Annotated in this window: 11 protein-coding genes; 8 read left to right on the top strand and 3 right to left on the bottom strand. The window is 72.7% G+C overall.

Annotated features, from left to right (window positions below):
• Positions 1–93: 93 nt before the first annotated feature.
• The 5 genes from IH45_RS0108685 to IH45_RS0108665 all read left to right on the top strand — a co-directional run bounded on the left by IH45_RS0108685 (position 94) and on the right by IH45_RS0108665 (position 5,485).
• Positions 94–1,047, top strand: a complete 954-nt coding sequence (locus IH45_RS0108685) for an aromatase/cyclase (protein ID WP_030663918.1) — start codon at positions 94–96, stop codon at positions 1,045–1,047.
• Positions 1,037–2,716 (top strand): FAD-dependent monooxygenase, encoded by a 1,680-nt coding sequence (locus IH45_RS0108680; RefSeq protein ID WP_030663915.1) that lies wholly within the window; start codon positions 1,037–1,039, stop codon positions 2,714–2,716. Before IH45_RS0108685 ends, IH45_RS0108680 begins: the two co-directional genes overlap by 11 nt.
• 39 nt (positions 2,717–2,755) lie before the next feature.
• Complete coding sequence (locus IH45_RS0108675) at positions 2,756–3,520, top strand: SDR family oxidoreductase (protein ID WP_030663911.1); 765 nt, start codon at positions 2,756–2,758, stop codon at positions 3,518–3,520.
• Positions 3,521–3,539: 19 nt separating this feature from the next.
• Positions 3,540–4,313: a cyclase family protein gene (locus IH45_RS0108670; protein WP_030663908.1), complete on the top strand. Its 774-nt coding sequence runs from the start codon at positions 3,540–3,542 to the stop codon at positions 4,311–4,313.
• Between the two features lie 104 nt (positions 4,314–4,417).
• The gene (locus IH45_RS0108665) at positions 4,418–5,485 is read left to right on the top strand and encodes a pentapeptide repeat-containing protein (protein WP_078897362.1); all 1,068 of its coding nucleotides are present in this window, start codon (positions 4,418–4,420) and stop codon (positions 5,483–5,485) included.
• Between the two features lie 32 nt (positions 5,486–5,517).
• Here the strand turns inward: IH45_RS0108665 and IH45_RS0108660 are convergent, their stop codons facing one another.
• From IH45_RS0108660 to IH45_RS0108650, 3 genes are read right to left on the bottom strand one after another with little or no spacing between them, the layout of a single operon-like run.
• Entirely contained in the window at positions 5,518–6,486 is a 969-nt protein-coding gene (locus IH45_RS0108660) for an acyltransferase domain-containing protein (protein WP_234440464.1), read from the bottom strand.
• A gap of 38 nt (positions 6,487–6,524) precedes the next feature.
• Positions 6,525–7,604, bottom strand: a complete 1,080-nt coding sequence (gene oxyQ / locus IH45_RS0108655; RefSeq protein WP_030663898.1) for a 4-dedimethylamino-4-oxo-anhydrotetracycline transaminase OxyQ — start codon at positions 7,602–7,604, stop codon at positions 6,525–6,527.
• Positions 7,601–8,029: a PPOX class F420-dependent oxidoreductase gene (locus tag IH45_RS0108650; RefSeq protein WP_030663895.1), complete on the bottom strand. Its 429-nt coding sequence runs from the start codon at positions 8,027–8,029 to the stop codon at positions 7,601–7,603. Before IH45_RS0108650 ends, oxyQ begins: the two co-directional genes overlap by 4 nt.
• Before the next feature lie 151 nt (positions 8,030–8,180).
• On the opposite strand from IH45_RS0108650, the gene IH45_RS0108645 reads away from it, so the two are divergent.
• From IH45_RS0108645 to otr(A), 3 genes are all read left to right on the top strand, one after another.
• Positions 8,181–9,692, top strand: coding sequence for an FAD-dependent monooxygenase (locus IH45_RS0108645; RefSeq protein ID WP_030663892.1), 1,512 nt, complete (start codon positions 8,181–8,183; stop codon positions 9,690–9,692).
• A 54-nt stretch (positions 9,693–9,746) separates the two neighbouring features.
• The gene (locus IH45_RS0108640; protein ID WP_050514655.1) at positions 9,747–10,781 is read left to right on the top strand and encodes a methyltransferase; all 1,035 of its coding nucleotides are present in this window, start codon (positions 9,747–9,749) and stop codon (positions 10,779–10,781) included.
• Positions 10,782–10,939: 158 nt separating this feature from the next.
• On the top strand, positions 10,940–12,925 hold the full coding sequence (otr(A), locus tag IH45_RS0108635) for a tetracycline resistance ribosomal protection protein Otr(A) (RefSeq protein WP_030663885.1): 1,986 nt from the start codon (positions 10,940–10,942) through the stop codon (positions 12,923–12,925).
• The last annotated feature ends 1 nt before the right edge of the window (position 12,926 follow it).

The following is a 12,926-nucleotide window of genomic DNA, read 5'->3' as shown; positions in this document are numbered from 1 at the left end:
GCCGCCCCGCCGCATCCGTACACCCGCGCCCGTACCCCCGAGCCCCCGTACTCCGGGACCGCCCGCCCGAACACCGAGAGGAACCGACGACGCATGCCCGCACCCACATCCCACCACGCCGAGCACCGCACGGAGATCGACGCCCCCGCCGACCGGGTGTACGCCCTGATCCGGGACGCCGCCGAGTGGCCTAGGCACTTCACCCCGACCGTCCACGTGGAGCGCGCGGAGCTGGACGCCCGCAGCGAGCGGTTGCGGATCTGGGCCACCGCGAACGGCGAGGTCAAACACTGGACGTCGCACCGCTCCCTGGATCCCGACGGGCTCAGCGTCCGGTTCCGGCAGGAGGTGTGCTCGCCCCCGGTGGCCGCGATGAGCGGCGAATGGGTCCTGCGGGAGCGGCCGGGCGGGCACTGCGAGCTGACGCTCCACCACACGTTCGCGGCGGTGGACGACCGCCCCGAGGACGTGGAGTGGATCACCACCGCGACCGACCGCAACAGCCGTACCGAACTGGCGAACATCAAGGCGCTGGCCGAGCGCCCGGGGTCCGACGCGGAGCTGCTGTTCTCGTTCGAGGACTCCGAGACGGTACACGCCCCCGCCGAGGCGGTGTACGCGTTCCTCGCCGAGGCGGGGAAATGGCCCGAGCGGCTGCCGCACGTGTCCCGGCTCGACCTCACCGAGCCGTCCGCCGGCGTGCAGGTGATGACCATGGTCACCCGCGCCAACGACGGTTCGGAGCACACGACGGAGTCGGTGCGGGTCTGCTTCCCCGACGAGCGACGGATCGTCTACAAGCAGATCGGCACCCCGCCGCTGATGACCCTGCACACCGGCGAGTGGTCGATCCGGGACACCGGGAACGGGCTGCGCGTCACCTCGCAGCACACCGTCAGGATCAACGAAGCCGCCATCTCCGGCATCCTCGGCGCGGACGCCACGGCAGCCGACGCACGGGCCCGGGTGCGCGCGGCGGTCGGCGGCAACAGCGCAGCCACCCTGGCGCTCGCCAAGCGCTTCGCGGAGACCGCGCATGCCGCCTGAGACGGGCGGCCCGGAGGTACTGATCGCCGGCGCCGGACCCGTCGGCCTGACCCTGGCGCACGAGCTGACCCGCCGGCGCGTACGGGTGCGGGTGATCGACCGGGCGGACGGCCCGGCGACCACCAGCCGGGCGCTGGCCGTGCATCCGCGCACCCTGGAGGCGTGCCACCAGATGGGCCTGGCGGACGCCCTGGTGGCGCGGGGCCGTCCGGTCGTCCACTTCACCGTGCACCTGCGCGGCCGGGAGCTGATCCGCTTCGACACCAACTACGGACGGCTGCCCACCGCCTACCCGTTCAGTCTGATGCTCGACCAGGTCCGTACGGAGGAGATCCTGCGCGAGCGCCTGGCCGGGCTGGGGGTCGGGATCGAGTGGGGCGTGGAACTGGCGGACTGCGTGCCCGCCGGGAGCCGGGTGGACGCCGAACTGCGCCGTGACGGCCGCTCGGAACAGGTCACCGTGCCCTGGCTGGTGGGTGCGGACGGCTCCCGCAGCACCGTGCGCGAGCGTCTGGGCCTGCGGCTCGTCGGCGACGCGACACAGACCTGGCTCAACGCGGACGTCGTCCTGGACGCCGGCCTGTCCCGCGACAGCAACCACCTGGTGCACACCGGTTCGGGGACCGTGCTGCTGGTGCCGTTCCCCGACCCCGGCAAGTGGCGCGCGGTGGACACCGAATACGCAGGTCAGGGGGCCGATCCGGAGACGGTACGGCGCAGGCTCGCCGGGTCCCTGGCGCGCGGTCTCGGAGGCCCGGTGGCGGTCTCGGAGCCGACCTGGGTCTCCGTCTTCCGCGTACAGCAGCGCATGATCACCGCCATGCGCTCCGGGCACTGCTTCGTGGCCGGCGACGCCGCGCACGTCCACAGCCCGGCCTCCGGCCAGGGCATGAACACCGGCATGCAGGACGCCTACAACCTGGCGTGGAAGCTGGCGGACGTGGTGCGCGGCCACGCGCGGGAAGAGCTGCTGGACACCTATGCCGCCGAACGCATCCCGGTGGGCGGCAAGCTGCTCTCCTCCACGCGTACGGCCACGGCCCTGGTGGCGTTGCGCAACACCGTGGCGCCGGTGGCCATGCCCGTGGGACTGTCCGTCCTCAAGGCGGTACGACCGCTCAAACGGCGCGTCGAGCACCGGATCATGGCGGGCATGTCCGGCCTCGCCCTGCACTACGCGGACAGTCCGCTGACGTACGGCGCGGCCGACGGCGCCGCAGGGGTACGCCCCGGGCACCTGGTCGCGTGCACGGAACAGGACGCGGCACGTCACCCCGGCCACCGGGCGCTGCGGCAGGCGCTCACCGATCCCCGGTGGCTGCTTCTGCTGTTCGCCGATGCCGCCGATGCCGCCGATGAACAGGCCGCGGAGCTGGCGCTGCGGTACGGGCGGGCCGTACAGGTACGCACCGTCGTCCCCCACGCGGGCGAGGACGGCCCCGCCCTCGCCGATCCCGACGACGCACTGCGCAAGACGCTCGGCGTCCCGCCCGGCGGCTGGGTGCTGATCAGACCGGACGGCTATCTGGCCGCGAAGGGACAGCGGTCCGGCACCACCGCCCTGGCCGCCCGGCTCGGGGCACTGCACCTGCTCCCGGAGGACACCGCGCCCGGCGCCGGTGACTCCGCCGGCCGGCCCGCGCCGGACGGCACACACACCGGGGCGTGACGACCGTATGACCACCGAATGTCCAAGGAGGACACGCGTATGACAGAGATCAACGGCGCATCGGCGGCGAGCGGTTCGGTGGCACTGGTCATCGGCGGCACCCGCGGCATCGGGCTGGCCGTCGCCCGCAAACTGAGCGCGGCGGGCAGTGAGGTGCTGCTCAACTACGCGCACGACGAGGACGGTGCGCTGGCGGCCGAACGGCAGCTGTCCGAGGAGGGCGGCAAGGTACGGCTGATGCGCGCGGACATCGGCCGTCCCGCCGGTGTGGTGCGGCTGCTGGAGGACATCCGGCGCACCCACGGCCGGCTGGACGTCCTGGTGCACGCCGCCGGTTCCTTCCACCCGGCTCCGACCGCGTCCCCGCACATCGGCAAGTACCTGGGCGACGGTGCCGTCGCGGTGGGGCCGCTGCTGTACGGGGCGGCCCGCCTGCACACCCTGATGACTCCGGAGACGGGCCGCGTCGTCGCGGTCTCCAGCATCGGCGCCCGGACGGTCGTCCCCGGTTACGCGGGCCTGGGCATGGCCAAGGCGGCCCTGGAGACGCTGGTGCGGTACCTGGCCGTGGAACTCGCCGGGAAGGGCGTCGCCGTCAACGCGGTGGCCGCGGGCAAGATCGACGGCGGCGCATCCGACCCCGTACCCGCCCAGGTGCTGGAGGGCCTGCTGCGGCGTACGCCGACGGGCCGGCTGGCCACCGCAGGGGAGGTGGCCGACGTGGTGGCGCTGCTGTGCCGCCCCGAGGCCGGCGGCCTGCACGGACAGGTGCTCACCGTGGACGGCGGGGCCTGCCTGCGGTAGGCGTCCGGAAGGGACCGACATGCGCATCATCGATCTTTCGACAACCGTGGACGCCGACCGGTGGGAGGTCGACCCGGTCGAACACGAAGTCCTCACCCCGGCCGAGGGCGGCCGGCACATGGCCGAGGGGATGCGGCGCCACCACGGCATCGACTTCGACCCGGCCGACCTCCCGGACGGCGAGCTGCTGTCCCTCGACACCCTGCGGCTGACCACCCACACCGGCACCCACGTCGACGCCCCGTCGCACTACGGGTCCCGCGCGCGCTACGGCACACCGCGCCACATCGACCAGATGCCGCTGGACTGGTTTCTGCGGCCGGGCCTCAAACTCGACCTCACCGACGAGCCGGTGGGCGCCATCGGTGCCGCCCGGGTGCGGCGGGCCCTCGACGAGGCGGGCCGCGACCCGCGTCCGTACGACATCGTGCTGCTGCACACCGGCGCGGACCGGCGGGCCGGAAAACCGGAGTACTTCACCGAGTTCGCCGGCCTGGACGCCGCGGCGACCCACCTGCTGCTCGACTTCGGCGTCCGGGTCATCGGGACCGACGCGTTCAGCCTCGACGCGCCGTTCGGACACATGATCAAGGAGTACCAGCGCACCGGCGACCGCGGTGTGCTGTGGCCCGCCCACTTCGTGGGGCGGGAACGGGAGTACTGCCAGATCGAGCGGCTGGACAACCTCGCCGCGCTGCCCGGACCGGACGGGTTCCTGGTGTCCTGCTTCCCGTTCAAGATCGCGGGAGCGGGGGCCGGATGGACGCGGGCGGTGGCGGTGGTGGAGGAGTAGGTACGGCGTGTGAGCGGGCGCTCCGGGAGCATCCCGGGGCGCCCGTCCGCACGGCTTCCACGGAACCCGCCGCCACCTGCCGGCAGTAGCGGTCGAATGGCAGCATGCGCAACCGACGGAGTCACCAACTGCACCGCGTGGTCCGGCGCGTCTCCCGGGCCGGGAACGGACCGCCATCGGCCGACGGCGCCCGCCGGCGCCCGGAGCTGGACTGGGCCCGCCTGGTCGAGCTGACTTCGGTGCTGCTCGCCTCCGTCGTCGCGGTGCTGAGTCTCTGGTTCTCCCACCGCCAGGTGGACAACCAGTTGCGGATCAGCCGGGACGAACTGAGCACCACCAGGGAGGGGCAGATCACCGAGCGGTACACCGCGGCCGTGGGCCAGCTGGGCGAGGACTCGGTGGACGTGCGCCTGGGCGGCATCTACGCCCTCCAGCGCAACATGGAGGACTTCCCCCGTGACCATCCCACCATCGCCAATGTGCTGGCTTCCTACATTCGCACGCACGCCGCCAGCCCGCCGAAAGGCGGCAAACAGGTGCCCCCCGATGTCCTCGCCGCGCTCGACGTGATCAGCAGCCGGGACTCCGCCCATGACGGCGCCTTCGTTCCCGATCTCCGCTCCGTTCACCTTCCCGGTGCCGAGCTGGGATGGGATCCCACCTCCCCCGTCGCCGCTGAGCGCAATCGGGCTCAGTTGTACAGAGCGATCCTGCGCCGCGCAGACCTGAGGAACGCGGACCTGAGCGGCGCGGACCTGTGGGGTGCGAGGCTCACAGGTAGCAATCTGGCCGGCGCGGATCTGAGCAGGGCGGACCTCCGCAAAGCGACGCCGGCCCTGGCTGATCTGCGCGGTGCAGACTTGGCTTACGCCACACTGCGCTGGGCGGACCTGGGAGCCTCGGACCTTCGTGGCGCGAGCCTGTGGCGCACCGACCTGCGCGGCGCGGATCTGTACCGGGCGAAATTGGCCGGTCTGGCTCTCGGCGAGACCGATTTGGAAGGAGCCGACCTGAGCGGCGCCGATCTCACAGGCGCGTCAGTGTTGCCAAGTCAGATCCTCGCAACCCGGATCGACACGAAGACCAAGCTTCCCCCGGCCCTGGCCAACGACCCGGGGGTACGGGCGCACATCTCTCAAGACGAGCAGAGGCCAGTGGCACCTGACCGGTAGCCGACCAGTACCTGATCGTCATACCGCACGCATCAGGGAATGCGATACCCCTCGGCCCGCAAGGCATGCACCGCCTCCGCCAGCGCCGCCCGATCGTCGTCGGGGCTGCCCGCCCGTTTCGGTGACAGCGGTACGACCTTGCAGTCCCCACGGCGTACGGAAGGGTGCCGCAGGGCGAGGCTCGACAGCGTACGGCCGGGGCCCGCCTCGACCACCACCAGCCCGCCGGGCGACAGCAGCCCGTCCAGAGCGGGCCAGAAGCGCACCTGGTCCACCGGGTGCGCGGCCCAGTACGCGGGGTCGGCGACCTGGCGTGCCGTCAGCGGTGCCGCCGTATAGCAGGAGTGCACCACGGTCCGCGGCGGCCGGCGTTCCACCGCCGCGAGGACCGCCTCGGCGCCCCTGGCGTGCGGGGCGATGGCCGGGCTGTGGAACGGGCTGAGCGCCGGTACCCGCTGGGCGGTGATGCCGCGGGCCCGCAGGGTCTCCCCCACGGCGCGCAGCGCGTCCTCCGGCCCGCCGAGCACGGTCTGCCGCGGCGCGTTGACGGCGCCGACCACCACGCCGCCGCTCAGGAAGGGTTCCAGGGAGGCGGCGGATTCCGCCACCGCGAGCATGCCGCCCGGGGGCGCCGCCGTCAGCCGTGTCACGCGGTCGAGCACCACCCGGGCGGCGTCGCGCACCGAGAACACCCCGGCGAGCGTGGCGGCCGCCATCTCGCCGATGCTGTGGCCCAGCAGCGCCACCGGGCGGATGCCCCAGCTCGTCACCAGCCGGCCGAGCGCGAAGTCCACGGCGAACAGCAGCGGCTGGGCCCGCAGTACGTGGTCCACCGGCAGGTCCGGCCGCTCGGCCAGCCAGTCGGCGTGCATCCGGGCGCCCTCGGCTCCCATCGCGCCCAGCACCTCGTCGACCGCCTCGGCGAAGACCGGCTCGGCCGCGTACAGCCCCGCCGCCATCCGCCGGTACTGGGAGCCCTGGCCGGGCAGCAGCAGTGCCACCGGCCGGGGCCCCCGCACGACAGCCCGCGTGTCCGCCGTCATGTCAGCCGGGCGGCGGCCGCGGCGATGCGTTCGTCGGTCGCCGTGAACGCGATCCGTACGTACTGCTCACCGGCCTCGCCGTAGAAGGCCCCGGGGGCGACGAGGATGCCAAGATCGGCCAGCTTCTGTACGGCGGGCCAGCACGGCTCGCCCCGGGTGGCCCACAGGAACAGACCGCCCTCGGAGTGCTCGACGCGGAATCCGGCTCCCTCCAGGGCCGTGCGCAGGACGCGCCGCCGGTACGCGTACCGGTCCCGCTGCCGTTCCACGTGGGCGTCGTCCTCCAGCGCGGCCACCATGGCCGCCTGCACGGGGGCCGGGACGGCGTGCCCGGCGTGCTTGCGTATCTGGAGCAGGCGGCCGATCAGGGCCGGGTCGCCGGAGCAGATGCCCGCGCGGTAGCCCGCGAGGTTGGACCGCTTGGACAGCGAGTGCACCGCCAGCAGCCCTTCGTGGCTGTCGCCGCACACCGCCGGGTCGAGCAGCGACACCGGCCGCCGGTCCCACCCGTACTCGATGTAGCACTCGTCGTTGACGAGGACGGCGCCGCGGTCCCGCGCCCAGGCCACGATCTCGCGCAGCTCCGGTACGGACAGCACCCGGCCCTCCGGGTTGGACGGCGAGTTGAGCCAGACCACCTTCGCCGGCTCGCGTCCGAGCTCCAGCGGCGAGTCCACCGGCCGGCCCGCTGCTCCGGCCAGGCGCGCGCTGACGTCGAAGGTGGGGAACGCCAGCCGGGGAAAGGCCACCGTGTCGCCCGGGCCGGTGCCCAGCATCGACGGGAGCCAGGCGATCAGCTCCTTGGTGCCGACCGCGGGCAGTACGGCCGAAGGGTCCACCGTCACGCCCAGGCGGCGGTGCAGCCAGGCGGCGGCCGCTTCGCGGAGCGCGGGCGTCCCTTCCGTGGGCGGGTAGCCCGGCGCGTCGGCCGCTGCCGCGAGGGCGTCGCGCACCACGTCGGGCGTGGCGTCGACCGGTTCGCCCAGGGCCAGGTTGACCAGCCCGTCGGGGTGGGCCGCGGCCCGCTTCTTGTACGGCAGGAGCACGTCCCACGGGAATTCGGGCAGTTCCCTCATCGCCGTCCTCCGTCCTCGGCCGTGACATTGCGTGCGTGGACCCCGGTGGACAGGTCCCCTTCGATGCCCCAGGTGACGATGCGCCGGGGGTGGATGCGGATCATCTCGTCGGCGCAGTGCGGCCGGCGTTCCCGGCCGCCGGTGGGCAGCGCCTGGGCCGTGCCGTGGATGACCACGGCCCGGACCACTTCGGGGTCGCGGCACGGCACGTCGTCCACGACGAAGGCGACCCGGTCGTTCTTCGCCACGTTGCGGAACTTGCGGCTGCGGCCCATGTCCCGGCCGGTGATCTCGATGGTGCCGTGCTCCTCGTCGATCTCGAAGGAGACGGGCACGTTGTGGGGTTCTCCGCGGGCGCCGACCGTCGCCAGCCGGCCGTAGCCCTGCGCGCGCAGGTAGGTGATTTCCTTCTGGGTGAACGGCATAGAGCGTCCTCGGTTCCGTAGGGTCGCGGACACGCTACGAAGCCTGCTTCGAGCACACTTCGAGCCACCCGCTCCGGATTCCGGCTGGACGGCGCCTTGAATGCGCGCGGTCAGCATGCTCGGCGGCAACCCACTGATCCGAGGAGCGTGTATGCGGTACGACGTGGTGATCGCCGGCGCCGGGCCGACCGGCCTGATGCTCGCCTGCGAACTCCGCCTGGCCGGTGCCAGGACCCTGGTGCTGGAACGTCTGGCGGAGCCGGTCGACTTCTCCAAGGCCCTCGGTGTGCACGCGCGCACCGTCGAGCTGCTGGACATGCGCGGCCTGGGCGAGGAATTCCAGGCCGACGCGCCGAAGCTGCGCGGCGGGAACTTCGCCAGCCTCGGGGTCCCGCTCGACTTCTCGTCGTTCGACACGCGGCACCCGTACGCGCTGTTCGTCCCCCAGGTGCGCACCGAGGAACTGCTGACCGGGCGGGCCCTGGAACTGGGCGCCGAGCTGCGCCGCGGGCACGCGCTGACATCGCTGACGCAGGACGCCGACGGGGTGACCGTCTCCGTCAGCGGGCCCGAGGGGCCGTACGAGATCGAGTGCTCCTACCTGGTGGGCTGCGACGGCGGCGGCAGCACCGTACGCAAGCTGCTCGGCATCGACTTCCCCGGGCAGGACCCGCACATGTTCGCGGTGATCGCGGACGCGCGGTTCCGCGAGGAGCTGCCGCACGGGGAGGGCATGGGCCCGATGCGGCCCTACGGCGTCATGCGGCACGACCTGCGTGCCTGGTTCGCCGCCTTCCCGCTGGAACCGGACATCTACCGGGCCACCGTCGCCTTCTTCGACCGGCCCTACGCCGACCGCCGGGCGCCGGTCACCGAGGAGGACGTGCGGGCCGCGCTCACCGAGGTGGCCGGCAGCGACTTCGGGATGCACGACGTGCGCTGGCTCTCCCGGCTCACCGACACCTCGCGCCAGGCCGAGCGGTACCGCGACGGCCGGGTCCTGCTGGCCGGCGACGCCTGCCACATCCACCTGCCCGCCGGCGGCCAGGGCCTCAACCTGGGCTTCCAGGACGCGGTGAACCTCGGCTGGAAGCTGGGCGCGACGATCGCGGGCACGGCTCCGCCGGAGCTGCTGGACACCTACGAGGCCGAGCGCCGCCCGATCGCCGCGGGCGTGCTGCGCAACACCCGCGCGCAGGCGGTGCTGATCGACCCGGACCCGCGCTTCGAAGGGCTGCGGGAGCTGATGATCGAGCTGCTGCACGTCCCGGAGACCAACCGCTACCTGGCGGGCCTCATCTCGGCGCTGGACGTGCGCTACCCCATGCCGGGCGAACACCCGCTGCTGGGGCGCCGCGTGCCGGACCTGCCGCTCGTCACGGAGGACGGTACGCGCCGGCTGAGCACGTACTTCCACACGGCGCGCGGCGTCCTGCTGACCCTCGGCTCCGACCAGCCGCTCGCCGACGAGGTGGCGGCGTGGAAGGACCGGGTGGACCTGGTCGCGGCCGAGGGCGTCGCGGAGCCGGGCTCCGCGGTCGAAGGGCTGGCCGCGCTGCTCGTACGGCCCGACGGCTACATCTGCTGGACCGCGGCCCCGGAGCCGGGTGCGGACGGGCTCACCGACGCCCTGCGCACCTGGTTCGGGCCGCCCGCCGTGTGAGAACACCCTGCCCGCGGCTTTCCGCCCCCGCCCCCTTACCGGCCAAGGAGACCCATGACCACCGCACCGCTCGCACCCGTGGCCCAGGCCCGGTCGCTGCTGCACCTGACCACCGCGTACCACCAGGCGAAGGCCCTGCACAGCGCCGTGGAGCTGGGCCTGTTCGACCTGCTCGCCGATGGACCCGCGACCGTCGGGGAGGTGAAGGACAAGCTGCGGATCGTCCACCCGCTGGCCAAGGAATTCCTCGACGCGCTCGTCGCGCTGGAGTTGCTGGAGGCGGACGGCGACCGCTACCGCAACTCCCCCGCGGCACAGGCGTTCCTGGTCTCCGGCGCCTCCGAATTCCTGGGCGGCACCGTCCTCCAGCACGCCCGCAAGCACTACCACGTATGGGCCGGGCTGACGACGGCGCTCCAGGAGGGCGAGGCGGGCTCCGGCGCCGAGGCGCACGGGCCCGAGGCGTACCCCAAGCACTACGAGGACCCGGACCGCGCCCGTCAGGTCATGGCGCACTTCGACACCTTCAGTTCCTTCACGGCCGAGGAGCTGGCGCGCCGCGTCGACTGGAGCGGGTACAAGTCCTTCGTCGACATCGGCGGCGCCCGGGGCAACCTGGCGACGCGGGTGGCGCTGGCCCATCCGCACCTGCAAGGCGCCGTGTTCGACCTGCCCGGGCTGGCGCCGCTGGCCGACGAGCTGATCCGTGAGCGCGGTCTGGAAGGCCGTGTCCGCTTCCACGGCGGCGACTTCCTGACCGATCCGCTGCCGTCCGCGGACGCCGTGGTGACCGGGCACGTCCTGCCCGACTGGCCCGTACCGCAGCGGCGCAAGCTCCTCGCGCGCATCCGCGAGGCGCTGCCCTCCGGCGGGGCGCTGGTGGTCTACGACCTGATGACGGATCCGGCCACCACGACGGTGCACGACGTGCTGCAACGGCTCAACCACGGTCTGATCCGCGGCGACAGCTCGTCCAGCAGCGTCGACGAGTACCGCGCGGAGATCGAGGAGGCCGGCTTCCGGGTACGGCAGGCGGAGCGGATCGACAACCTCCTCGGCGACTGGCTGATAGTCGCCGTCAAGCCCTGACCCTCCGCGACGGCCCTTGCTACCGTGATCATGCCTGTGGGGGTGTCCCCGTCGGGCGGATCCGAGCGACGTCAGAGAGGGCGGAACGATGCGGCAGGCGACCACGAATCCGGCAGGAAAGGTCCGCATCACGACGCAGAGGAATCCGAACCCCCTCCATGAACAAGCTGAATCTGGGCATCCTGGCCCACGTTGACGCCGGCAAGACCAGTCTCACCGAGCGCCTGCTGCACCGCACCGGAGTGATCGACGAGATCGGCAGCGTGGACGCCGGCACCACGACGACCGACTCGATGGAGCTGGAGCGGCAGCGCGGCATCACCATCCGCTCCGCCGTGGCCACGTTCGTCCTGGACGATCTCAAGGTCAACCTCATCGACACCCCGGGGCACTCCGACTTCATCTCCGAGGTCGAGCGGGCGCTCGGGGTGCTCGACGGCGCCGTCCTGGTCGTCTCGGCCGTCGAGGGCGTCCAGCCGCAGACCCGCATCCTGATGCGGACCCTGCGCCGGCTGGACATCCCCACGCTGGTCTTCGTCAACAAGATCGACCGGGGTGGCGCGCGCCCCGACGGCGTACTGCGGGACATCCGCGACCGGCTCACCCCGACCGCGGTGGCACTGTCCGCCGTGGCGGACGCCGGCACGCCGCGGGCCCGCGCGACCGCGCTCGGACCGGACACCGACCCGGAGTTCGCCGTCCGGGTCGGTGAGCTGCTCGCCGACCACGACGACGCCTTCCTCACCGCCTACCTGGACGAGGAACGCGTACTGACCGAGAAGGAGTACGCGGAGGAACTGGCCGCGCAGACCGCGCGCGGTCTGGCGCACCCGGTGTTCTTCGGGTCCGCGCTGACCGGCGAGGGCCTGGACCACCTGGTGCGCGGTATCCGGGAGTTGCTGCCGTCCGTGCACGAAGCGCAGGACACGCCGCTGCGGGCCACCGTGTTCAAGGTGGACCGCGGATCGCGCGGGGAGGCCGTCGCGTACCTGCGGCTGGTCTCCGGCACGCTGGGCACCCGCGACGCGGTGACACTGCACCGCGTCGACCACACCGGCCGGGTCACCGAGCACGCCGGGCGGATCACCGCGCTGCGGGTCTTCGAACACGGATCGGCCACCAGCGAGACCCGGGCGACCGCCGGGGACATCGCGCAGGCGTGGGGCCTGAAGGACGTACGGGTCGGTGACCGGGCCGGACACCTCGACGGCCCGCCGCCGCGGAACTTCTTCGCCCCGCCCAGCCTGGAGACCGTGATCAGGCCGGAGCGTCCGGCGGAGGCCGGGCGGCTGCACGCCGCGCTGCGCATGCTGGACGAGCAGGACCCCTCGATCGACCTGCGGCAGGACGAGGAGAACGCGGCCGGCGCGGTGGTGCGCCTCTACGGGGAGGTGCAGAAGGAGATCCTCGGCAGCACGCTCGCGGAGTCCTTCGACGTACGGGTCCGCTTCGACCCGACCCGTACGGTCTGCATCGAGAAGCCGGTGGGGACGGGCGAGGCGCTGATCGAGCTGGACACACGGACGCACAACTACTTCTGGGCGACCGTGGGTCTGCACGTAGGACCGGCCGAGCCGGGCGCGGGCATCACGTTCCGCCTGGCGGTGGAACTGGGCTCGCTCCCGCTGGCTTTCCACAAGGCCATTGAGGAGACGGTGCACACCACGCTGCGGCACGGTCTGTACGGCTGGCAGGTCACCGACTGCGCCGTCACCCTGACCCGTACCGGCTTCGCCAGTCCGGTCAGCGCGGCCGACGACTTCCGCAAGGCCACGCCGCTGGTTCTGATGGACGCGCTGCGCCAGGCCGGGACCGAGGTGCACGAGCCGGTCAGCTCCTTCGAGCTGGAGGTGCCCGCCACCCGGCTCAGCCCGGTGCTGGCGAAGCTCGCGGAGCTGGGGGCGACTCCCGGTGTGCCGACGGCCGAAGGGGACGTCTTCCGGCTGGAGGGCACAATGCCGACCAGCCTCGTGCACGACTTCAACCAGCGGGTTCCCGGACTGACCCAGGGCGAGGGCGTGTTCCTGGCCGAGCACCGGGGCTACCGGCCGGCCGCCGGACAGCCGCCCGTACGGCCGCGGCCCGAGGGGCCCAACCCGCTCAACCGGGACGAGTACATCCTGCACGTGCTCAAGCGCGTGTGAA

The organism is Streptomyces rimosus subsp. rimosus, assembly GCF_000720725.1.
Lineage (GTDB): Bacteria > Actinomycetota > Actinomycetes > Streptomycetales > Streptomycetaceae > Streptomyces > Streptomyces rimosus_A.
Note: the sequence above shows the minus strand (reverse complement) of the source record. Positions and strands in the feature narration are given on the sequence as shown.